General features: G+C 54.0%; 22 protein-coding genes. 6 read left to right on the top strand and 16 right to left on the bottom strand.

Annotated elements, in window-relative coordinates; all coding sequences use genetic code 11:
- Positions 1 to 230: 230 nt before the first annotated feature.
- Positions 231 to 1601 carry a uracil-xanthine permease family protein gene (locus MD588_RS12190; RefSeq protein ID WP_265697700.1) on the top strand — a complete coding sequence of 457 codons (1371 nt, stop codon included), beginning with the start codon at positions 231 to 233 and terminating at the stop codon, positions 1599 to 1601.
- Between the two features lie 105 nt (positions 1602 to 1706).
- Here MD588_RS12190 and envZ read toward each other — a convergent pair whose 3' ends face one another.
- Together envZ and ompR are read right to left on the bottom strand one after the other, a co-directional pair.
- Positions 1707 to 3035 (bottom strand): two-component system sensor histidine kinase EnvZ, encoded by a 1329-nt coding sequence (gene envZ, locus MD588_RS12185; RefSeq protein ID WP_265697698.1) that lies wholly within the window; start codon positions 3033 to 3035, stop codon positions 1707 to 1709.
- A gap of 14 nt (positions 3036 to 3049) precedes the next feature.
- Positions 3050 to 3769 (bottom strand): osmolarity response regulator transcription factor OmpR, encoded by a 720-nt coding sequence (ompR, locus tag MD588_RS12180; protein WP_265697554.1) that lies wholly within the window; start codon positions 3767 to 3769, stop codon positions 3050 to 3052.
- 321 nt (positions 3770 to 4090) lie between these two features.
- Between ompR and greB the strand changes: the two genes are divergently transcribed.
- Positions 4091 to 4561, top strand: a complete 471-nt coding sequence (gene greB / locus MD588_RS12175; RefSeq protein WP_265697552.1) for a transcription elongation factor GreB — start codon at positions 4091 to 4093, stop codon at positions 4559 to 4561.
- 214 nt (positions 4562 to 4775) lie between these two features.
- Complete coding sequence (locus MD588_RS12170; RefSeq protein ID WP_265697551.1) at positions 4776 to 7112, top strand: Tex family protein; 2337 nt, start codon at positions 4776 to 4778, stop codon at positions 7110 to 7112.
- Between the two features lie 121 nt (positions 7113 to 7233).
- On the opposite strand, the gene MD588_RS12165 is transcribed toward MD588_RS12170, so the two are convergent.
- The 3 genes from MD588_RS12165 to bioH all read right to left on the bottom strand — a co-directional run bounded on the left by MD588_RS12165 (position 7234) and on the right by bioH (position 8980).
- On the bottom strand, positions 7234 to 7695 hold the full coding sequence (locus MD588_RS12165; protein WP_265697550.1) for an ATP-dependent Lon protease: 462 nt from the start codon (positions 7693 to 7695) through the stop codon (positions 7234 to 7236).
- A 38-nt stretch (positions 7696 to 7733) separates the two neighbouring features.
- A complete protein-coding gene (locus MD588_RS12160) occupies positions 7734 to 8102 on the bottom strand; it encodes a hypothetical protein (protein WP_265697549.1) in 369 nt (122 codons plus the stop codon).
- Between the two features lie 107 nt (positions 8103 to 8209).
- Positions 8210 to 8980 carry a pimeloyl-ACP methyl ester esterase BioH gene (bioH, locus tag MD588_RS12155; protein ID WP_265697548.1) on the bottom strand — a complete coding sequence of 257 codons (771 nt, stop codon included), beginning with the start codon at positions 8978 to 8980 and terminating at the stop codon, positions 8210 to 8212.
- 60 nt (positions 8981 to 9040) lie between these two features.
- On the opposite strand from bioH, the gene MD588_RS12150 reads away from it, so the two are divergent.
- Both MD588_RS12150 and nfuA read left to right on the top strand, forming a co-directional pair.
- Positions 9041 to 9736, top strand: coding sequence for a ComF family protein (locus MD588_RS12150; RefSeq protein WP_265697547.1), 696 nt, complete (start codon positions 9041 to 9043; stop codon positions 9734 to 9736).
- Between the two features lie 136 nt (positions 9737 to 9872).
- The gene (gene nfuA / locus MD588_RS12145; protein WP_265697697.1) at positions 9873 to 10451 is read left to right on the top strand and encodes a Fe-S biogenesis protein NfuA; all 579 of its coding nucleotides are present in this window, start codon (positions 9873 to 9875) and stop codon (positions 10449 to 10451) included.
- Positions 10452 to 10589: 138 nt separating this feature from the next.
- Here the strand turns inward: nfuA and MD588_RS12140 are convergent, their stop codons facing one another.
- The 6 genes from MD588_RS12140 to MD588_RS12115 all read right to left on the bottom strand — a co-directional run bounded on the left by MD588_RS12140 (position 10590) and on the right by MD588_RS12115 (position 15754).
- The gene (locus MD588_RS12140) at positions 10590 to 10985 is read right to left on the bottom strand and encodes a 3D domain-containing protein (RefSeq protein WP_265697546.1); all 396 of its coding nucleotides are present in this window, start codon (positions 10983 to 10985) and stop codon (positions 10590 to 10592) included.
- Between the two features lie 104 nt (positions 10986 to 11089).
- Positions 11090 to 12439, bottom strand: coding sequence for an MATE family efflux transporter DinF (dinF, locus tag MD588_RS12135; protein ID WP_265697545.1), 1350 nt, complete (start codon positions 12437 to 12439; stop codon positions 11090 to 11092).
- Positions 12440 to 12553: 114 nt separating this feature from the next.
- Positions 12554 to 13474: a heme o synthase gene (cyoE, locus tag MD588_RS12130; RefSeq protein WP_265697544.1), complete on the bottom strand. Its 921-nt coding sequence runs from the start codon at positions 13472 to 13474 to the stop codon at positions 12554 to 12556.
- A 4-nt stretch (positions 13475 to 13478) separates the two neighbouring features.
- Positions 13479 to 14522: a COX15/CtaA family protein gene (locus MD588_RS12125; protein WP_265697542.1), complete on the bottom strand. Its 1044-nt coding sequence runs from the start codon at positions 14520 to 14522 to the stop codon at positions 13479 to 13481.
- Positions 14523 to 14531: 9 nt separating this feature from the next.
- Positions 14532 to 15080, bottom strand: a complete 549-nt coding sequence (locus tag MD588_RS12120; protein ID WP_265697541.1) for a cytochrome oxidase — start codon at positions 15078 to 15080, stop codon at positions 14532 to 14534.
- Positions 15077 to 15754: an SURF1 family protein gene (locus MD588_RS12115; RefSeq protein WP_265697540.1), complete on the bottom strand. Its 678-nt coding sequence runs from the start codon at positions 15752 to 15754 to the stop codon at positions 15077 to 15079. The genes MD588_RS12120 and MD588_RS12115 overlap by 4 nt, the downstream gene beginning before the upstream one ends.
- Before the next feature lie 27 nt (positions 15755 to 15781).
- Here MD588_RS12115 and MD588_RS12110 point away from each other — a divergent pair, with 27 nt between their 5' ends.
- Entirely contained in the window at positions 15782 to 15988 is a 207-nt protein-coding gene (locus tag MD588_RS12110; protein ID WP_265697539.1) for a DUF2909 family protein, read from the top strand.
- Between the two features lie 19 nt (positions 15989 to 16007).
- Here the strand turns inward: MD588_RS12110 and MD588_RS12105 are convergent, their stop codons facing one another.
- The 5 genes from MD588_RS12105 to MD588_RS12085 all read right to left on the bottom strand — a co-directional run bounded on the left by MD588_RS12105 (position 16008) and on the right by MD588_RS12085 (position 21287).
- Complete coding sequence (locus MD588_RS12105) at positions 16008 to 16910, bottom strand: cytochrome c oxidase subunit 3 (protein WP_265697538.1); 903 nt, start codon at positions 16908 to 16910, stop codon at positions 16008 to 16010.
- 8 nt (positions 16911 to 16918) lie between these two features.
- On the bottom strand, positions 16919 to 17482 hold the full coding sequence (locus MD588_RS12100; RefSeq protein ID WP_265697696.1) for a cytochrome c oxidase assembly protein: 564 nt from the start codon (positions 17480 to 17482) through the stop codon (positions 16919 to 16921).
- A 10-nt stretch (positions 17483 to 17492) separates the two neighbouring features.
- The gene (ctaD, locus tag MD588_RS12095; RefSeq protein WP_407676567.1) at positions 17493 to 19091 is read right to left on the bottom strand and encodes a cytochrome c oxidase subunit I; all 1599 of its coding nucleotides are present in this window, start codon (positions 19089 to 19091) and stop codon (positions 17493 to 17495) included.
- Between the two features lie 14 nt (positions 19092 to 19105).
- The gene (gene coxB, locus MD588_RS12090) at positions 19106 to 20257 is read right to left on the bottom strand and encodes a cytochrome c oxidase subunit II (protein WP_407676566.1); all 1152 of its coding nucleotides are present in this window, start codon (positions 20255 to 20257) and stop codon (positions 19106 to 19108) included.
- A gap of 232 nt (positions 20258 to 20489) precedes the next feature.
- Positions 20490 to 21287, bottom strand: a complete 798-nt coding sequence (locus tag MD588_RS12085; RefSeq protein ID WP_265697537.1) for a class I SAM-dependent methyltransferase — start codon at positions 21285 to 21287, stop codon at positions 20490 to 20492.
- Between the last annotated feature and the right edge of the window lie 74 nt (positions 21288 to 21361).

Genomic DNA, 21361 nt, shown 5'->3' with positions numbered 1-21361 from the left:
TCAGCACTCACTTTTCGTTCAAATAAAAATAAATCAAAACAAACCACGCAATCGTTTGCTATTTATGAAAAGATAATTAAAATAGTGCGCAAATTTCACCCACTTCACTTCTCCTGGTGGTGGTCTGGATCTGATTAACAGCAATCACAGAGATATCCAGCCTTCACGTGTCGATGCCCATTCAGCGCAACCGATAGGGACCAAGAAGTAAACTTAGGATAAACATGGCCATGACTCGCCAGCATAGCGACATCGAAACACCCCAAAACTCGGATCTGATTTACCGCTTGGAAGACCGGCCACCACTGCCGCAAACCCTATTTGCCGCCACCCAGCATTTACTGGCAATGTTTGTTGCGGTGATCACCCCCTCGCTGATCATCTGCCAGGCGCTGGGCTTGCCTGCCAGTGATACTAATACCATTGTCAGCATGTCACTGTTTGCCTCGGGCATTGCCTCATTCATCCAAATCCGTACCTTTGGACCGGTGGGCTCTGGCCTGCTGTCGATTCAGGGAACCAGTTTTAACTTCCTCGGCCCAATCATCGGAGCCGGTCTGGCACTCAAAGCCGGCGGAGCCGATATCCCGGCCATGATGGCCGCCATTTTCGGAACCATTCTGGTTGCCTCGCTGACCGAGGTCTTTATCTCCCGCGTACTGCAGCATGCCCAGCGGATCATTACCCCACTGGTCTCCGGTATCGTGGTAACGCTGATCGGCCTGACCCTGATCCAGATCGGCCTGACATCAATGGGCGGCGGCTATGCCGCAATTGAAAACGGTAGCTTCGGTAGCCTGGATAACCTGATGCTGGCCGGTACGGTGCTTGGCCTTATCGTGTTGCTAAACCGGGTCAAGAATCCATATTTGCGCGTTTCATCGATTGTTATCGCCATGGCTGCCGGTACAGCTCTCGCCTGGCTGACCGGCATGCTCGATACCTCACGCGCCGCCGATACCGATCTGGTTGCTATCCCGCTACCGATGCAGTACGGCCTCGGCTTTGACTGGTCGCTGCTGATCCCATTGGTGATTGTATTTGCCATTACCTCACTGGAAGCCATCGGCGACATTACTGCTACCTCGGAAACCTCCGAACAGCCAGTCGCCGGTCCGGTTTACATGAAACGCATCAAAGGCGGCGTACTGGCAGACGGTATCAATTCGGCACTGGCCTCGGTCTTGAACAGCTTCCCGAACTCCACCTTCAGCCAAAACAACGGCATCATCCAACTGACGGGTGTCGCCAGCCGCTATATCGGTTATTTCGTCGCAGGTATGCTGGTCTTGCTCGGCCTGTTCCCCGGCGTCGCCAACCTTGTCCAGCTGATCCCAGAACCAGTACTGGGCGGGGCAACCATCGTGATGTTCGGTACCATCGCCGCATCGGGAGTGCGGATTATTTCCCGCTGCGAGCTCGACCGCCGCGCGATCCTGATCATGGCGCTGTCATTCTCCATGGGCCTCGGCATCGCCCAGAAACCGGAAATCCTGCAGTTCATGCCAGAGTGGATTAAGAGCATCCTCTCATCTGGCATGGCTGCCGGCGGGATCACCGCCATTATCCTGAACTTAGTGTTGCCGGAAGAGAAGAAATAAAGCGAAAACCATCGCAGATGCTGAAATGAAAAAAGCGAGAGTTAACCACTCTCGCTTTCCGAAATGCAGCGTAACTCGCTACCTCGCCTCCACAGGCAAAGCCTGTCACAGCTTCACCAGTGGCAGGCTAACTTGCACCTTGAGGCCGCCAGCACTGCGATTACTCACCATAATTCCGCCTTCATGCTGGTCAATAATCCGCTTCACAATCGCTAGGCCAAGGCCGGTTCCTTCTGCTTCACTACCACGGGCCGAATCACCGCGGGTCAGCGGCTGAAACATCTTGGCAACCTGATCCGGCTCAATCCCGGGGCCGTCGTCCTCAATACAGAACCACGCCGTTTTGCGATCAGCGGTAGCACCGCTGGAAATTTTTATCCAGCCGTTACCATAACGGATTGCATTCACCACCAGGTTAGCCACCGACCGTTTGATTGCAACACCATTAGCACGCACGACCCCCGGGATATCGCCCAGTTCAAGCGCAATCTCACGTTCGTAGCCACCTTCGGCCTCGGCGACTTCCTGCAACAAGACATTGAGGTCAAGATCCTCTTCTTCCTGCTTCTTAGTCGATTTTAGGTAGTCCATAAACTGGCTGATGATCTCGTTACACTCCTCGGTGTCCTTAATCATACTCTCAGCCAGGTAGCCATCTTCCGGCGACATCATTTCCGTCGCTAGGCGGATCCGAGTCAGCGGGGTACGCAAATCATGACTCACACCTGCCAGTAGCAAGGCCCGGTCCTCTTCCAGCTGCTTGATCCCCTCAGACATCCGGTTAAACGACTTGGTAACAGCACGGATTTCCGAGGCGCCTTTTTCAGGCAGATGCGGCGGAGTTTCGCCACGAGCCACCTGCAAGGCTGCCTGTTCCAGTGCCACCAGCGGCCGGTTCTGAATCCGGATAAACAGCCAGCCTCCGCCAATCACCATAAAGGCGATGATCAGACTGTAGTGAAACAGAGGAGAGAAATCGTCTTCCTGCAATTCCGATAACGGGATCCGCATAAAGTAGCCCGGCATCGCATCACACTGCATCCACAGGACATAGCTGTCAGCCCCCAGCACCAGCCGCACTTCGGTAGGCGCACCGAGCTCACGGCTCATCTCCTCGCTAAGGTACTCAATTCGGGTCGCTTGCTGGTATTCCTTGAGTTCCGGGCTGTCTTCAAGATGCAGCGTCACCCCCAGCTGTTCCAGAAGCTGGCGACGCACCGGAGGATCAAGATGGAACATTTTACCGTCAGCCAACTCGACATCTTCTTTGAGCATTAGCCGCACTTCATAAGCCAAAATACGGTTGAACTGCTGCAAGCTGGGCAGCAGGGCATAATTGAGTACCGCCAGATACGAAAAAATCTGGCTTGCGATCAACAAGCCAGCCAGAAGAATAAGCGTACGGGTAAATGTACTGCGCGGTGACATCCGCATCATCGTTGCCTCACTTAGGCCTCGCTACCGTCGGGTACGAAAACGTAGCCGAGTCCCCATACAGTCTGGATATAACGCGGACGGCTCGGATCTTCCTCAACCATCCGGCGCAAGCGAGAGATCTGCACGTCAATCGAACGCTCCATCGCCGAATACTCACGACCACGGGCCATGTTCATCAGCTTATCACGGGACATCGGTTCACGGGCGTTGGTCACCAAGGCTTTTAGCACCGCAAACTCACCCGATGTCAGCGGCATCGACTCCTCGCCACGGAACATTTCGCGGGTACCAAGATTCAGGCGGAAATCACCAAATTCGATAATCTTGCTGTCGACACTCGGCGCCCCAGGCGCTTCGATAGTCTGACGGCGTAGCACGGCACGGATCCGGGCCAGCAACTCACGTGGGTTAAACGGCTTCGGCAAATAATCATCAGCCCCCACCTCGAGGCCGACAATACGATCGACTTCATCACCTTTGGCGGTCAGCATCAGGATCGGCAGCATGTTGTTGGCATTACGCAGCCGGCGGCAAATCGAAAGGCCATCTTCACCCGGCAGCATCAAGTCCAGTACCATCAAGTGGAATGTTTCACGGGATAATAAGCGGTCCATTTGCTCACCGTTCGCCACGCTGCGCACCTGGAAACCCTGTTCCGACAAGTAACGCTCTAACAGCGCACGTAGACGCATGTCATCATCAACAACCAGAATCTTATAATTTTCCTGCATATCTCACCTTACCTGCATCGATCGTGTTATCAAGCTCTGAGCGTATTTTACTCGACTCCCCCCTGCCTGAAGCTGAATTCTGCCGCTAAAAAACACCAAAATTGTTACCGATTATGTCCAGGTATGTTCGGCTCATCCTGATTATAGTACGGCAGTTTCAACAAAAGCCTATCAACATCAAGCACATTTAGAACTAAACTAACCTAAATTCAGTCAATTATCCAAAACAGCTCATAGACTTCCCGACTCCGAGACTGATTAATTGACGCCACTAACAAACCATAAGACTATTTGACGGGTATTAGGGCTCTGGACAAGACAATGAAAACCAACTTAATCACACGCGAGGGATACGACAAGCTCCGAAACGAGCTCGATTTCCTGTGGAAAGAAGAACGACCTGAAGTCACCAAAAAAGTCACCTGGGCTGCCAGTCTGGGCGATCGTAGCGAAAATGCCGACTACCAGTACAACAAGAAGCGCCTGCGGGAAATCGATCGTCGAGTACGCTACCTGCGCAAGCGCCTCGAAATCGTCCAGGTGGTGGACTATTCCCCGCAACAGGATGGCAAAGTGTTCTTCGGTGCCTGGGTAGAGATTGAAAACGAAGACGGCGAAACCAAATGTTTTCGGATTGTCGGACCGGACGAAATCTATGGCCGTAATGACTACATCTCCATCGACTCGCCGATGGCGCGGGCACTGCTGAAAAAAGAAGTCGACGACGAGTTTGAGGTCAATACCCCTGCGGGCAAAAAAGAGTGGTTCGTCAACAGTATCCGCTATAGCTGATCAGACAAGCCCGGCAACGGGCCCTACAGGTCAGCTTGCTAACTAATGGCGTTATAACCACCTAGCGATCAAATCGACAGCCACGCCACCCTCTTCCTTGCCAGTGCCTACTATTAACGGGTGGCACTGACACACTCTTAACACATCGCACCTTGCCACTACCCCATTCCTCCGTAGAATGGTCGGGTTAACGACAACCAAGAGATACCAACGGATGAGCAACGCTATTAACCAGATGATTGCCAGCGAACTGAATGTTCGCAACGAGCAAATCACAGCCGCAGTCACTCTGTTAGATGACGGTAACACGGTGCCATTTATTGCCCGTTACCGTAAGGAAGTCACTGGAGGGTTGGATGATACCCAACTACGTAACCTAGAGTCGCGCCTCGGTTATCTACGCGAACTGGATGATCGCCGCAAGGTCATCCTAAAATCGATCACCGAGCAGGGCAAGCTGACCCCTGAGCTACAGGCTGAAATTCAGGGCGCGGACAGCAAAACCCGCCTTGAGGATCTATACCTGCCCTACAAGCCGAAACGCCGGACCAAAGGCCAGATTGCTATTGAAGCCGGCTTGGCACCATTGGCCGAGACCCTGTGGCAGCAGCCTAACCATGAGCCTGAAGCAACGGCTTCCGGTTATATCAATGCCGACAAGGGGGTTGCTGATACCAAAGCGGCCCTCGACGGTGCTCGTGCCATTCTGATGGAGCGTTTTGCCGAAGATGCCGCGTTGCTGGACAAAATTCGCCGCCAGCTGCAGAACAACGCCGAACTAACATCCCGTTTAGTCGATGGCAAAGAGCAGGAAGGCGCAAAGTTCAAAGACTACTTTGAATACAACGAGCCGCTGAAAAATATTCCGTCCCACCGTGCCCTGGCCCTATTCCGCGGCCGCAATGAAGGCTTCCTGCAATTATCGTTGAATGCCGATCCCCAGCAGGACGAGGGCGTTCGTGGCTCATACTGCGAAGTGATGATTGCCGACCACTACGGTGTGACCCTCGGCAGCCAGCCCGCCGATAGCTGGCGCAAACAGGTGATCAGCTGGGCGTGGCGGATCAAAATCCTGATGCACATGGAAACCGAGCTGATGAGCGCGCTACGCGAAAAAGCCGAAGATGGTGCCATGCAGGTCTTTGCCGATAACCTGAAAGATTTGCTGATGGCGGCACCGGCCGGCCCGCGGATCACCCTGGCACTGGATCCGGGTCTGCGTACCGGCTGTAAGGTCGCGGTCGTTGACCAGACCGGCAAGCTGCTCGACACCGCCACCATCTACCCACACCAGCCTCAGCGCCAGGTTGCCCAGTCGGAAGCCTCCGTACTGGCCCTGATCACCAAGCACAACGTCAACCTGATCGCGATTGGCAACGGCACTGCTTCACGTGAAACAGACAGCTTTGTTGCCACGCTGCTGCAAGATAACAACCTCAAGATCCAGAGTGTGATGGTGAGCGAAGCTGGCGCTTCGGTCTATTCCGCCTCGGAACTGGCTGCCAACGAATTCCCGAACCTGGATGTGTCGCTGCGCGGTGCCGTTTCTATCGGCCGCCGCCTACAGGATCCACTCGCCGAGCTAGTGAAAATCGACCCGAAATCGATCGGTGTCGGCCAGTACCAGCACGATGTCAGCCAGAGCATGCTGGCCAAACGCCTTGATGCGGTAGTGGAAGACTGTGTAAACGCCGTCGGTGTCGACGTCAATACCGCCTCGCCGGCACTGCTGACACGCGTGGCGGGCCTAAATACCACCATTGCCCAGAACATCGTCAACTACCGAGATGAAAATGGCCGTTTCGATGCCCGTACTACCCTGAAGAAAGTCGCCCGTCTGGGGCCAAAGGCGTTCGAACAGTGTGCCGGCTTCCTGCGTATTATGGATGGCAAGAACCCGCTCGACAGCTCGGCGGTCCATCCAGAATCCTATGCGGTAGTAAAAACTATCGCCGCGACCAACAGCAAACCGGTCGATGCGATTATTGGTAACAGCGAGTTCCTCAAAGGCCTGAAAGCCGCCGACTACACCGATGACAAGTTCGGCCTGCCGACAGTCACCGATATCATCAGCGAGCTGGATAAGCCCGGCCGCGACCCTCGCCCTGAGTTCAAGACGGCCACCTTTGCCGAAGGGGTAAACGAGGTCAAGGATTTAATCCCGGGTATGGTGCTGGAGGGAGTGATCACCAACGTTACCAACTTTGGTGCCTTCGTCGATGTCGGCGTCCATCAGGACGGTCTGGTCCACATCTCGGCACTGTCTGATAAATTCGTCTCAGATCCGCGCGAGGTGGTAAAAGCCGGTGATATCGTCAAGGTGAAAGTGATGGAAGTCGACCTGCAGCGCAAGCGGATCGGCATGTCGATGCGCCTGAGTGACGAGCCGGGACAGGAAAAACCGGCCCGCAAGCCACAAGGCCAACGCCAGCAGCCTCGCGAGCAACGCCAACCACGCGGCAATAGCAACCGAGACAACCGTAGCCAAGGCAATAACGGGGCGATGGGCGGAGCCTTCGCCGCCGCATTTGCCAACGCCAAGAAGAAATAGTCATAACGGCTCGTTTCGTACACCCATATAGAGAAAGAGCCAGCATGCAAATGCTGGCTCTTTTTATTGTAAAGTCTTAACGCACTAAAGACCCAGGAACGAAGTTCTAGGCTCCCGCCACTTAAAGAACAACCAAATACTCGGTCGGTGGGTTGGGGATCGTTGCCTGCGCATAACGGTGGGCAACAACACTTTTGGTTCGCTCCGTCTGGCTTATCTTCTCCAGCTCATCTAGCAAGTCTCTCGGCAGCTGAATATGCATCGAGTATCCCAGCTCGCTGACATCAGCCATATAGCTATCTGCCGACAGCGCCTTGACCAGCTGCTCAAACTCTTCCTGGTAACCATACTGCTGCTCACTGACCGGCAACTCATGATAGTCCGGGTGTTCGCTGGGATCCCATGAGGGTTTCTTGAGCTGTTTTTCTTCGCTGCTGAGTGGTTTTTCCCGGGCAGATTCGGGCGCCTGAGTAGGGGGGAGAATTTTTTCACGTACACGATTATCCCGCGCAGCCTGCTCGGTTGGCGGGTTTACCGAAGGAGCTATGGTCGGCGCTCCTGCCTGTACGGGGGAAACTATCATGCTGATGCACTTCTCCGGACATCAGCTGATGGGGTCAATCAGGCAATTGCGAGCAGTACCGTCGCTACCGTACCCAGGGCTGACAATACTTGCCCTGCGGTGTAGAAATCATCGGTGTTTTGCTTCACTTCGTCGGGGTGGTCCATCCCCAACGCACCATAAGCGAACGATTCGGCCTTTTGCGCCGTCTCCGTTGTACCATCAGCATGAGTATTCTGTTTGCCCGCGTCCGCCGCCTGCATACGTTTCGCCTCTTCAGAGAGCGATACCGTCGTTTCGCCGGTTTTCACGGAACGGGTTTGATCAGCCGTCTGATTCCCTTCATCAGCCCTGGCTGAAGCTGCAGCCGACGCTTTCAGCGACGCTGGCGAATAAGTAGCTGTATTCGCAACACTTCCTATTGTCATTATGGCCTCTCTCTTTAACAGAGCAACTCCATTTTAATGATATCGGCACTATTTTCTAAAAGTTTAAAAAAATGTTACCGAACCGCCACACATGACAGGCTTAAAACCTAAGGCTGCTGAATAAAAGACTGCAGAGCCTCCACAAACTCTTCGGGATGCGAGATGAACGGCGCATGAGATGCCGCGGCAAACACTTGCCGCTGCGACTGCGGAGCCAGCTCATCAAGTTCAGCAGCAATCTTTACAGGAACCAGGCCATCAAGGCGTCCATATAAGCGGAGCCATGGCTGGGAGATCTGAGCCAGCTGCTCACGTAAATCCACCTCGGCCAACAACCTCAGTCCTGCCGCCAGTGCCTCCGGATTAGGCTGGGGGCGGGACAATACCGCCTGTTTCAGCAACTTGATATCCTGCCGGGCCGTCGGGCTTCCCATTGCCTGCAACGCCAAGAACCGTTCAACCGTCAGCTGGAAATTGTCACTCAGCTGACGCTGAAAGTCTGCCAGAACCTGAGGCTTAATACCTCGCCATGTGCTTTCTGCTGCAAACCGGGGGGAGCTGGCTACCGTCACCAGCTTGCTGACCCGCTCGGGAGCAAGGATAGCGGCCTGTTTCGCCACCAATCCGCCCAGGGACCACCCCAACCAGATTGCAGATTCTGGTGAATTTTCAAGCAACACGTGTGCCATTTCATCAACACTATCGGTAATAAGTTCACGACTGTGACCATACCCCGGTAAATCGACCCAATGAACCCGGTAATGCGGTGTCAGCAGTGGCAAAAGCTGCTGCCAGACTGCACCATTCATTCCCCAGCCATGAATGAGAACCAGATCCGAACCTTGGCCTTCAGTTTGCCAGTGTAGCTTGGCTGTCATTTACACTTCCTTCATTCACTACAAAACCAGGCTGTCATCAGCCCTAACAGGATGGCAAGGATGTTATCCCCTTCATCGCTAAGATCAATCTTTCAATGGACCAACCAGCAGTGCCAGTTGTGCCGGCTGCCGCTCGGCGACAACGAAACTGTCTGGTGCCGACACTGCATGGCCCGCTTCCCCCAACCACCCTACTGTGCCCGATGCGGAACGACAACCCTAAAGTCAACCGACCAGTGCGGCAGCTGCCTGTCGGCACCACCGCCATGGCAGCAGTTTTATCGTCTCGGCGAGTATGACTTTCCGCTACGTCAGCTGATCCACCAGCTCAAGTTTGGCGGTAAGTTCTGGCTGGCCGAACCTCTCGGCCAATTGCTGGCACAGCACATCTCTCATCCGGCACCGGTGATCATCCCGGTTCCTCTGCATCCGCTCCGTCGGCTCTATCGCAGTTTTAACCAAAGTACATTACTGGCCCAGGCTATCGCCAGGGAGACCGGCAGCCTTTGCCTGCCCAATGCGATACATCGGACCCGCAATACCCAGGCACAGCGCCAGCTAAGTAAAAGCGAGCGCAAGAAAAACCTCCATCAGGCATTTATACTTAAGACAAAGGCCCTGCCGGAGCATGTGGCCATTGTCGATGATGTACTAACAACGGGCAGCACCGTGGCGGAGCTGACTCGCCTACTCCTGCAAGCCGGCGTAAAACAAGTCGATGTCTACTGTATTTGCTATACCCCGGTGATAAAGTGATGGCAGAAATATGGCCCAGCATTATCCCAGAACTGTGATGAAATCATTGTTGCTACGATTAAGGGGTGATACAAAGTGCGACTAAGAGTAGAATAGAATTAATCTTACTAATTAAGTCAGGTATTACGTCGTGTCTATGATTACTATTTCTGAAAATGCTCAACAGCATTTCGGCAAACTTCTTGCTCAACAGCCGGAAGGCACCAACATCCGAGTATTCGTGGTTAACCCTGGTACTCAAAGCGCAGAGTGCGGCGTGTCCTACTGTCCGCCGGAAGCGGTTGAAGCCAGCGATACCGAAATTAAACTCGATCTGTTTTCTGCATTCATCGATGAGCTGAGCCTTCCTTTCCTTGAAGATGCCGAGATCGATTTTGTTACCGACAAAATGGGCTCTCAGCTCACTCTGAAAGCACCGAACGCCAAAGTTCGCAAGGTGTCTGATGATGCCTCGCTGATGGAGCGTGTCGACTACGTTATCCAAACTCAGGTTAACCCACAGCTAGCAGGCCACGGCGGCCATGTTTCGCTATCAGAAATCACTGAAGAGGGTATTGCAATTCTTCAGTTCGGCGGTGGTTGTAACGGCTGTTCAATGGTTGACGTGACCCTGAAAGAAGGGATCGAGAAAGAGCTACTGGCACAGTTTGCCGGCGAACTGACAGGCGTGCGTGATATTACCGAGCATGCCCGTGGTGAACACTCTTACTACTAAGTCTGAAGAGCCAGAACCGGAAAAATAAAAAGCGAGAGCCAAAAGGCTCTCGCTTTTTCTAGGATCACAATAAAACTGACTAATACAAAAAAGCCAGCCTCATTAAGGCTGGCTTTCTTATGACAAATAAGGCCAAGCTTACGAGTCGATCACCGTGATGGTAACCGAGCGACGGCCCCAGTTTTTGGCCGCCTGAATATCTTTACCCATATAGATATCGATCTTACGGGTCCAGCGTTTGTTCATCTTATCCAGCACTACGTATTCACCCGGCAAACCAGAGATTTTCACCTTGGTACCATGGCCGATCCCCATCCGCAGCAAATCGCGGGAAACAGCAATAACCTTCATACCCGGCTTCAGGCGATCGCCCCAAGCGGCAATTGACGGATTCGCATTGGTCTGTGCCCGTACAGAATTATAAGCCGTTGCCGTTACTTTTAACGACTTACCTTTCATACTACTTGCCAGAGCCGATGTCCCCCAGCCCAGCATCGTCACGGCCAGTAAAAAGCCAATTATCGCTTGTTTCATTTAGACTACCTGTTCACTAATTGAGCGCAATTTAAACAAATAGCCAGCATGATGTGTAGCAATTTTTGTCGAAAAAACAACCAAACAAAGTTGAAAAAATCTAACTAGTTGTTTGCACTGGCAGGTTCCAAAAAAATATTTTTTTGCCACTGATAGGCAAAAATGACCGCCAGCCCTGCTCCCCGCATTGCCATAAACCCGAGCATCGCCCCCCACAGGGCATGGTTGCCGAAGCTACTCAGCAACCACCAGATCGCAAAGAAACTGCAAATAGCCACAAACATACTGTTACGCATCTCCCTGCCGCGGGTCGCACCGATGAAAATGCCATCCAGCAGGAAGCACCACATCGACACCAGCGGCACCGCTGCCAACCACGGCAGGTACACCGCAGCCTCTTGCCGGACTTCAGGAATACTGGAGATCAAACCGATGATATCGACCCCGAAAACGGTAAAAGCCAAGGTGATCAACAGAGAAATCACCAGACTCCAAAACGTGGTACCGACCAGCGTTCGCCCCAGCTCCTCACGACTGCGGGCACCAATCGCCTTGCCCACCATCGCTTCCATGGCATAGGCAAACCCATCCATCGCATAAGATACCAGCATCAAAAAGCTCATCAGCACGGCATTGGCCGCAACAACATTGTCACCCAACGTGGCCCCTTGAAAGGTCATAAAGGTAAATGCCAGCTGAAGGCACAAGCTGCGCAGGAAAATATCACGGTTAAGTTTCAGCAGCCGCCCCATACCGTGGCGTACCGATCCTATCTTGTCCTTCAGAGCCGGCAGGCTGTGGGCGAGCCACTGACGGGAGACAAACCACAAACCCAAGAACAAGCCGCTGTAATCAGCAATGACCGAGGCAGCCGCGGCCCCTTGTACCTTCCAGCCAAAGCCAAGTACAAACAGCACGTCCAGCCCGATGTTGACCACATTGGTAATGATCAGCAACCACATCGGCAGCCTGGCATTCTGGGTACCGAGCAGCCACCCCATGATCACAAAATTGGCCAGGGCTGCCGGGGCCCCCCAGATCCGAATAGAGAAATACTGCTCAGCGTAGATTTTCACTTCGGCACTGGCACTGCTGAAATGAAAAATCATCGCGGAAACCGGCTGGTGAAACACAATCAGTAGCAGTGCCAGCAACCAAGCAAGGGCAATGCCCTGGATAAACACCCCGGCCTGGGCATCTTTGTCACTGGCGCCATAGGCCTGGGCACTCAATCCGGTTGTCGCCATGCGCAGGAAGCCGAGCAGCCAAAAGGTCACGTTGATCATGGTGCCGCCCACGGCAACCCCACCCAGATACCAGGCATACTCCAGATGGCCGATGACCGCCGCATCCACCAACCCCAGCAAAGGTACCGTAATATTGGATAACACCATTGGAAGCGCCAGGGCAAAGACCTGACGATGTAATGAAACGTCCCTTAACGCTGTGAGCACGATAGACCTCGAACAGTTCAAAATCAGCCCCGGAAGTACCGAGGCTGACATAACAAACAAGAAAGGCTCACAGTGTAGCGACTTGCCGGCTGCGACAAAAGCCAGCAGGAAGGATTATACCCAACTGACCAACCAGTGATCTGCCAGCAGGACCACGAACAAGGCGAGCAGATGCCAGATAGAATACTTGAAGGTCGCCCAGGCATGACCGGCTTGGTCCGCATACTTCAGCTTGACGGCATAACCGATAAACCCCAAATTCAGGATACTGCTCCCGATCAGGTATAACCCGCCGCTCATTCCAGTCAGCCAGGGCAGCAGGCCGACCAGTGCCAGCATAACGGTATAGAGCAACACCATGGTTTTGGTAAACTCGATCCCATGGGTCACCGGCAACATCGGGATCCCGGCTTTGGCATAGTCATCTTTACGGTGGATAGCCAGGGCCCAGAAATGCGGCGGCGTCCAGGTAAAAACCAACATCACCAACAGTAAGGCATGCGGGTCTAGCTGCCCAGTCACGGCTGTCCAGCCCAGTAACGGCGGAGCTGCACCGGCCAGGCCGCCAATCACGATATTCTGCGGCGTGGCATGCTTGAGCCACACGGTATACACCAGCGCATAGCCCACCAAGCTGGCAAGCGTCAGCCACGCCGTGAGCGCATTGAGCTGCCATAGCAAAGCGAAACCGGCCACCATCAACACAGAGGCAAAAATGACCGCCTTGTAGGTTTCAATTCGTCCCTTGGCCAACGGGCGATGGTAGGTTCGTGCCATCTGGGCATCAAAACGACGATCGAGCACATGGTTGAAGGCTGCCGCGGCAGCTGATTGCAGGCCAATACCCGCCAGCCCAAAGATCACGGCTTTCATCGGCGGAATACCCGGAACCGCCAGGCACATTCCGACCAAGGCAGTCAGCAACAGCATGGCGACAACCTTGGGTTTGGTCATCGTCATATAGTCCTGCCAGACACGCTTTCGATGGCCGACCGCTTTAACGCTGGTATTGCCAGCAACCTGTAATTTAGCCATGACTTCAGCCCTCCCGTGCAAAATGCCAATGATCCCGTGCCGCATGACGGCAGCAGTAAATGTGGTAATTGGTCACTACCAGAGCCAGTAGCAATACCGCCCCAACCAGATTATGGCCGACGGCCACCAACAACGGCAAACTGGCAACAATGTTGGTGATCCCCAGTGCAACCTGCACCGCCAATACCCCGCCCACAACAATGGCCAAACGCCGTAGCGTCACCGATAGCCACAGCCGCCAAATAAGTACTGCGAGCACCAAGGCTGTGATGGCCGCTCCCAGGCGGTGGGTGACATGAATTGAGACCCGTTGCTGAAAGTTCAGCACCCCGTATTGATAGCTTTCATGCTCGGGCTGAATTGGGTTAAACGCCGAAACATCGTAGCTTTTCGACCAGTCCACTTCGCAAATTGGCAGCTGGGTGCACACAACAGCCGCATAGTTCGCTGCTGTCCAGCCACCAAGAGCAATTTGGCCAACCGTAACCACCAAGGCTGCCGCGGCCAATAGCGGCAGCCATTTTAATCGTTGGGCAGATGGCGGCAGGCTAGCCTGGCTAACTGAGTAGGACTCACGACGGCGTATTCGCAGGGCAAGCAACAGCAGCAGGGAGGCAGTGGTAAAGCCCCCCAGCAAATGCCCCATAACCACCACTGGCATCAGGGCGAGGGTTACGGTCCACATACCGAGTACCGCTTGGAAAATCACCGTGCCAAGCAATAGAGCCGGCAACAGCTTTGGAGTATGCCGGCGTCGCCAGACGGCGAGGTTAATAATCAGAATAAGCAGTCCCAGGGTGCCAGCAAAATAGCGATGGACCATTTCATTCCACGCTTTTTCCACCTCAACCGGGCTCTCGGGAAATGCGGCGGCAGCGGCCTGGTGCTGTTCGCTGGTTTGGGGCACGGTGGCAAAGCCATAGCATCCCGGCCAGTCGGGGCAGCCCAATCCGGCTTCGGTCAGCCGGGTGTAGGCACCAAGCGCAATCACAACGAGAGATAACAGGAAAGTCAGATAGACGAGATACTTAAGAGTGAACAACCGCATAGGCTCTCCTTAGCCGATCTTTGACACTTTCAGCAACCGCTTGAGATCTCGCAATACATCCTTGCCCTGAGCGAGAATCGCGGCTTTTCCTTTCACTAAAGGATAGGCCATCATCACGTTGCCGAGCGGATCAGCGATATAGATAGCCTCTGCACCGTACTCCAAAGTCCTAAGCTGGCTGACGACATGATTGGGGACTTGCGTCTGCTCCACGCCCTGCACTTGTTTACGTACCTCGGGCGAGAAATGGGACCAGTCAGGCTCCGTCACCAGTAGTACGCTGCTAACCCGATCCTGCTCGGCACCGACAGCCAACGGGATCTGTCGCAGGTTGAACAATGCCCCTGCGCACAGTTCATCGCACTCGTCCGGCATCAGGTACACCAGTTGCCATTTACCGCTTTGACCAAGCCATTCATTGGCAAGTGGAGTGGACAATAACTCACCGCGGTTGGTAACGCCCCCCTGATACCAGTTCAGGTCCAGCACCAGCTTGGCCAGTACCAACGGCAGCAAAAAGGCACTGAGCAATAACAATAACGTTCCGTGTTTCTTCATACCTGACTCCGTTTTAACCACCAGGCAGCCATGCCTGAGACTGCAGCAGCCAACAGAAACCACTGCACGGCATAGGCGTAGTGTTTCTGCGGCCCCATGACGACCGGTGTCCAGCTTTGCTGCAGGGCGATAGGATCATCTGCATCAATCTGGAGTATCCAGGGCTGGAGCGGGATCCCCATCAGCTCTTTGAGTTGTTCAACTCGCAGGTTCTGCACCCGCAGCGGCCACTCCGGCCCGAGCGACTCAGTCTTCAGCTCCAGCAGTTGTGACGGCGGGGCAATCACTCCGGAAATCCGCAGCTCACCATGGTGCTCGGGTAAGACAGGGATTTGCTCCCGGTAGACTGGCGCGGCAACCCAACCCAGATTGACCAGTACCCACCCTTGCTCAGCCGCAAACGGATACAGCACGTGATAGCCCGGACGGCCACGGTACAGCTGGTTGTCCAGTAGCACCGCCTTGCTATGATCGAACTGGCCATGCAGGGTCAGGCTGTACCAGCGGGGATCGGCGGGCAAACTGGCCAGGCTGTAATACATCTGTTCGCTGCGAACCTTCAATGCCGAGCTGAGGGTTTCTTTTTCCTGGGCACGGGACATTTGCCACAGGCCAAGCTTGACCAACGTCACCAGTACCGCCACAGTAAATAGTATGAAACCAATCCTTCGCATGTTCACCTGTGATCTAATGGAGTGCCTATGCTGCTGAAAGCCATTATTGTCTGCCTGTTGGTCTTTGTGATTTTGAATCTATTTCGCGCCCTGCCAGCAATGCTCAAAGGCCACAATGATCAGCCAATGAGCCGCCCTCTCGGTCGCCGGATCCTGGTTTCCGTCCTTGTCTTTCTCCTGCTATTGCTCGCTGTTGCCAGCGGCTATATCACCCCCAACCCGAGACCGTACTGATCATCAGAACCAACACCTTTCAGAGGATATAGACGAAGATGAACAACCCGAGCCAGACCACGTCGACAAAGTGCCAGTACCAGGCGCCGGCCTGAAAAGCAAAATGCTTCTCAGGCGAGAAGTGCCCCCGCAGTACCCGCAGCCAGACAATAAACAAAATCAGGGTTCCCAATGTCACATGCAGACCGTGAAAACCGGTCAGCAAGAAGAAGGTATTGCCATAGATACCGGCGTCGAGGGTCAGCCCCATGTCCTGATAGGCGTGGATATACTCAACCCCCTGAAGGTACACAAACAGCGAACCCAGTAGTACCGTCAGCAGTAGGAACAACGTCAGTCTCGGCCGGTTATCCTGCTCCAACGCGGTATGGGCGATATGTACCGTCACCGACGAGATCAGCAAGATCAGGGTGTTGTAGAGTGGCAGACCCAGCGCCCCCATGGCCTGTGTTTCCGTTCCCCCCGGCGTAACTACCAGCGGCCACTGGGCAACAAACTCCGGCCACAGCAATGCATGAGTCATCTCATTGTTCCCCGCCCCGCCGAGCCAGGGCACTGCAATCATCCGGGCATAAAACAACGCCCCGAAGAAGGCAGCGAAAAACATCACTTCCGAAAAGATAAACCAGCTCATCCCCTGCTTGAACGACCTATCCATCTGACGGCTATACAGGCCGGCCATCGATTCCTGAATCACGTCACGGAACCAGCCAATCAGCATCAGCAGCAGCAACCCGACGCCGGAGAGTAAAATCCAGGGGCCCTGCCCATTCAGCAGGTCGCCTACCGCCGCCCCCGCACCGAGGGCAATTAAAAACAGGGCCACCGCACCGACAATCGGCCAGGCACTGGCTTCCGGTACATAGTAATTCTCGTGGGGCTTTTGCATCGATTGATCATGTTCAGTGTATGGATTCGCCATTTTCAACCTCATTGCGTTTGTGCCGTGGCAGTCGGCTGAGCGTTATATAAGGTGTATGCCAACGTCAGGGTATTGATATCTTCCGGCAGCTCGGGATCGACATAGAACACCAAAGGCAATTGCGCGGTTTCACCTGCCGCCAGCGGCTGGCGGTTAAAGCAAAAACACTCAATCTTGTTAAAGTAGCGGGCGCCCATGCCCGGTGTCACCGAAGGGACGGCCTGACCGACAGTGGCTTTCTGGGCCAGGTTCCGCGCCGAGTAATGGATGGTCTGGGTCTCGCCAGGATGCACCACCATACGAGTCACGGCCGGGGTAAACGTCCATTCCACCCCCGGATTGATATAGGCGACGAACTCCACGGTCACTTCCCGCCCCCTATCAATCCGCTGGCTGCTGGAGGTTGGGGTATCTGCCGTCTTGCCGTTGATACCAGTAATATCGCAGAACACGTCGTACAGGGGAACGAGGGCAAAGGCAAAGCCAAACATTGCCACTGCCATGCCGACCAACGACCACATTGAGCGCTTCTGGCGGCGGGACGCTGGCGATGATTCGGAGGGCTGAGTCATCATAAGTCTCCTAATCAATCTTCGGCGGCGTCGAGAAGGTATGGTGCGGTGCCGGGGAGTCAACCGTCCATTCGAGTCCTTCCGCCCCGTCCCAAGGCTTGGCCGAAGCCTTCTCGCCACCGCGGACGCACTTGATCACCACCCACAGGAAGATCAACTGAGACAAACCGAACAGGAACCCGCCGATACTGACCACCGCATTGATGTCGGCAAACTGCAGGGCATAGTCCGGGATCCGGCGTGGCATGCCAGCCAGGCCAAGGAAATGCATAGGGAAGAATAGGATATTGACCGAGACAATCGAGCACCAGAAATGCCACTTCGCCAGCTTTTCGTCGAACATATGCCCGGTCCATTTCGGCAGCCAGTAATAGGCCGCCGCCATGATCGAGAATATAGCCCCCGAGACCAGCACATAATGAAAGTGTGCCACCACGAAGTAGGTATCATGGTACTGAAAATCGGCCGGGGTGATCGCCAGCATCAAGCCGGAAAAACCGCCGATGGTGAACAGCACAATAAAGGCAATAGCGAACAGCATCGGGATCTCAAACGTCAGCGAGCCGCGCCACATGGTCGCCACCCAGTTGAAGACCTTGACCCCAGTGGGCACCGAGATCAGCATGGTGCAGTACATAAAGAATAGCTCGGCCGCCACCGGCATCCCGGTGGTAAACATATGGTGTGCCCAGACCAGGAAGCTCAAACCGGCAATCGAGGCAGTGGCATAGACCATAGAGCTGTAGCCAAACAGCTTCTTGCGAGAAAACGCAGGTATAATAGCCGAAATTATACCGAAACTCGGCAAAATCATGATGTAGACTTCAGGATGGCCGAAGAACCAGAAGATATGCTGGAACATCACCGGATCCCCCCCGCCTGCGGCGGAAAAGAAGCTAGTACCAAAATACTTGTCAGTCAGCACCATGGTTACCGCCCCCGCCAGCACCGGCATCACTGCAATCAACAGGAACGCGGTGATCAGCCAGGTCCAGACAAACAGCGGCATCTTCATGTATGTCATCCCCGGCGCGCGCAGGTTGATGATGGTGACAATCACATTGATTGCCCCCATGATGGAGCTAATACCCATGATATGCACCGAAAAGACAAACAAACCGGTACTTTGCGGACTGAACGTCGTCGATAGTGGCGCATAGAATGTCCAGCCGAAGTTCGGCCCGCCCCCCTCCATGAACAGCGATGCCAGCAACATGGTAAAAGCAAAAGGCAGGATCCAGAAACTCCAGTTATTCATTCTCGGCAGCGCCATATCCGGAGCGCCGATCATCATCGGGATCATCCAGTTAGCCAGGCCGGTAAACGCCGGCATAACAGCGCCAAATACCATGATCAAACCATGAACGGTTGTCATCTGATTGAAAAAGTTCGGCTCGACCAACTGCAAACCGGGCTGGAACAGCTCGGCTCGGATCACCATCGCCATTGCCCCTCCAATCAAGAACATGGCAAAGCTAAACATCAGGTATAGCGAGCCGATATCTTTGTGATTGGTGGTAAACAGCCAGCGTTTCAGTCCTTTTTGGTGATGTGCATGCTGGGTATGAGTTTCCTCGACCTCAGTCTGTTCGCGCAGCATATCCGTCATTCTCTCACTCTCCCTTAAAACTCTTCACCGTTGAGGACAGCTTGTATTTCTGCTGCCTGGACCGTATCGCCGGTATTGTTCCCCCAGGCATTTCGCTCATAGGTCACTACGGCAGCCAGCTCCTTAAGACTTAACTGGGGACCAAACGCCTGCATAGCAGTACCGCTTCGGCCGTGTACTACAACGCTGATATGTTCCAGCTTCTTCGCCGGATCAATTGAGACCCCCTGTTCAGCCAGCCCCGGGAACGCACCGGGCAGACCCTGGCCGTTCACCTGATGGCACATCGCACACCGGGTGTTATAGACCGTTTCGCCCAGCGCCATCAACTCATCCATCGACATCTGCATGGCCAGCAAACGCTGCTCTTCTTCATAGGCTTGCTGCTGAGCGATTTTGGTAACCTGCAGCCATTGCTCGTATTCCGCCTGCGGCTTGGCAATCACCACTATCGGCATAAACCCATGATCCTTGCCGCACAGCTCGGCACACTGACCACGATAGATCCCCGGCTTGTCGATCCGGGTCCAGGCTTCGTTGATAAAACCGGGATTGGCATCTTTCTTTACCGCAAAGTCCGGTACCCACCACGAGTGGATCACATCCTGCGAAGTGATCAGAAAACGCACCTTCTGGCCGACAGGCAACACCAGAGGCCGGTCAACTTCCAGCAGGTAGGTCTCCCGCTTATCTCGCTCATTGGCAATCTGAGCTGTAGTGGTCGCTAAAAGAGAGTAAAATTCAACATCTTCGTTGAAATAGCTATAGTGCCACTTCCATTGAGAGCCGGTGATCTGAATCGTAAGGTCGGATTTCGAGGTATCTTCCATGGCCAGCAAGGTGTTGGTGGCCGGTACCGCCATCAGGATAAGAATAATGAAAGGAATAATGGTCCAGAGGATTTCGACCCTGGTACTTTCATGGAAAGAGGCTGCCACGGCACCTTTGGACTTGCGGTGGTGAATGATAGCCCAGAACATAACCCCAAATACCGCAATACCGATGGCAACGCAGATATAGAGAATGGTCATATGGAGATCAAACACACGCTGACTGACTTCGGTCACTCCCTCTGTCATATTCAGGCGCATCGTTTCCGTTTCAGCCGCCGCTGGTAGCGTCACAGCAGCAATCAGTAACCCATAGATCAGTTGGCGAATCTTCACCCGGATCCCTCCTTTCCGTCTTCCTGAGTTAATTCAAAGCCCCATCTCCCACTATTTTTGCGTCAGGCATGGGCAAATAAGTGAAACGCGATTAACACTTTATTTACATTTAACTTAGGACAGGATCGAAAGAATGAGCAATAAATTGCCTTGAAAAATAACTAGCGCAGGAAAGACCATTCGCTGCGATATGCCCGCTATAAGTAGCGACAAGAAAAGGAAGCTAGAAAAACTACAGCTGTATATGTACCAAAATAGGAGTTAGGCGATATTTCAAGCTGGGTATTTTTGCAATCCAACGCTGCCAGGGACGCCAGCGAGGGCAATGATTATCCAAAGGGCTGTGGCTGCTGATCAACTCGGCCCACGGCAGCAAGCTCAATACCTGCCGTACCGGGTCTTTAAAGCCGTGACGATACTCACCCGCCCCCATTCTTTTCGCCATGGCCGTTCCGCAGCGATCACCCGCAATCGCCAGGCACACTTCGACCTTCGTGAAATGACAGCCAATACGTTGGATGAAATTGGCCACCTCGCTGCTGTCACACTGCAGCAGAGCCTGATCGCACAACAATAACACCGGCGCATTATGCATTACCGGCAGGGACTTTAACCATGACAGATCCGTTACCGCGCCCGGACGCATGGTATAGCGTTCATTACGGTGAAACAGGCGCTCACGCCATAGCAAATTTTCATCGGTATCGAGTTCAAACCAACGGCAGCGGCCATTATCAAGACGGTAAAAGCGGGTATCGAGGCCAGCTCCTACATTAATGATCCAGCCGTTGGGATGGCGGCGTAAAAAGTGCTGTACCTGGCGATCACATTGCAGCGTCAGGGTGGCATGGAGCAACTGGCGCTCCGTTACGTTCCCCGACAAGCAGTCAGGCTTGAGATGACACTGGCCGCAGGCCGCGGCAGCAACGGGATCATAAATCAGGCGGTCATCCGCCAGGCTTTCGCGGCTGCGCAGCCATAACGGCTGAAGCAAGGCAGAAGGGATATGGTAGCGGGAAGAATTAGTCATTATCACCTCCATATGATGATGGATAGATGATAATGACTATCATTAACTTTTGCAAAAAAATTCCACACCAAAAG

Origin of the sequence: Photobacterium obscurum (assembly GCF_026191635.1) — a bacterium.
In the GTDB taxonomy this organism is placed as follows: Bacteria; Pseudomonadota; Gammaproteobacteria; order Enterobacterales; family Vibrionaceae; genus Photobacterium; species Photobacterium obscurum.
The sequence above is the reverse complement of the archived record's forward strand: the minus strand, read 5'-3'. Positions and strand labels throughout refer to the sequence as shown.

What these genes read in the sequence shown, in the direction of transcription:
- MD588_RS12190 (WP_265697700.1), top strand. Translation starts at nt 231, where the DNA reads ATGACTCGCCAGCATAGCGACATCGAAACACCCCAAAACTCGGATCTG.
- MD588_RS12120 (WP_265697541.1), bottom strand. Translation starts at nt 15,080, where the DNA reads ATGAAGAAACACGGAACGTTATTGTTATTGCTCAGTGCCTTTTTGCTG.
- MD588_RS12105 (WP_265697538.1), bottom strand. Translation starts at nt 16,910, where the DNA reads ATGGCGAATCCATACACTGAACATGATCAATCGATGCAAAAGCCCCAC.
- MD588_RS12160 (WP_265697549.1), bottom strand. Translation starts at nt 8,102, where the DNA reads ATGACAATAGGAAGTGTTGCGAATACAGCTACTTATTCGCCAGCGTCG.
- MD588_RS12085 (WP_265697537.1), bottom strand. Translation starts at nt 21,287, where the DNA reads ATGACTAATTCTTCCCGCTACCATATCCCTTCTGCCTTGCTTCAGCCG.
- ompR (WP_265697554.1), bottom strand. Translation starts at nt 3,769, where the DNA reads ATGCAGGAAAATTATAAGATTCTGGTTGTTGATGATGACATGCGTCTA.
- ctaD (WP_407676567.1), bottom strand. Translation starts at nt 19,091, where the DNA reads ATGACGGATATGCTGCGCGAACAGACTGAGGTCGAGGAAACTCATACC.
- MD588_RS12115 (WP_265697540.1), bottom strand. Translation starts at nt 15,754, where the DNA reads ATGCGAAGGATTGGTTTCATACTATTTACTGTGGCGGTACTGGTGACG.
- cyoE (WP_265697544.1), bottom strand. Translation starts at nt 13,474, where the DNA reads ATGGCTAAATTACAGGTTGCTGGCAATACCAGCGTTAAAGCGGTCGGC.
- bioH (WP_265697548.1), bottom strand. Translation starts at nt 8,980, where the DNA reads ATGACAGCCAAGCTACACTGGCAAACTGAAGGCCAAGGTTCGGATCTG.
- MD588_RS12125 (WP_265697542.1), bottom strand. Translation starts at nt 14,522, where the DNA reads ATGCGGTTGTTCACTCTTAAGTATCTCGTCTATCTGACTTTCCTGTTA.
- MD588_RS12165 (WP_265697550.1), bottom strand. Translation starts at nt 7,695, where the DNA reads ATGATAGTTTCCCCCGTACAGGCAGGAGCGCCGACCATAGCTCCTTCG.
- envZ (WP_265697698.1), bottom strand. Translation starts at nt 3,035, where the DNA reads ATGCGGATGTCACCGCGCAGTACATTTACCCGTACGCTTATTCTTCTG.
- MD588_RS12140 (WP_265697546.1), bottom strand. Translation starts at nt 10,985, where the DNA reads ATGAAACAAGCGATAATTGGCTTTTTACTGGCCGTGACGATGCTGGGC.
- MD588_RS12170 (WP_265697551.1), top strand. Translation starts at nt 4,776, where the DNA reads ATGAGCAACGCTATTAACCAGATGATTGCCAGCGAACTGAATGTTCGC.
- MD588_RS12100 (WP_265697696.1), bottom strand. Translation starts at nt 17,482, where the DNA reads ATGACTCAGCCCTCCGAATCATCGCCAGCGTCCCGCCGCCAGAAGCGC.
- greB (WP_265697552.1), top strand. Translation starts at nt 4,091, where the DNA reads ATGAAAACCAACTTAATCACACGCGAGGGATACGACAAGCTCCGAAAC.
- MD588_RS12150 (WP_265697547.1), top strand. Translation starts at nt 9,041, where the DNA reads ATGTTATCCCCTTCATCGCTAAGATCAATCTTTCAATGGACCAACCAG.
- nfuA (WP_265697697.1), top strand. Translation starts at nt 9,873, where the DNA reads ATGATTACTATTTCTGAAAATGCTCAACAGCATTTCGGCAAACTTCTT.
- MD588_RS12110 (WP_265697539.1), top strand. Translation starts at nt 15,782, where the DNA reads ATGCTGCTGAAAGCCATTATTGTCTGCCTGTTGGTCTTTGTGATTTTG.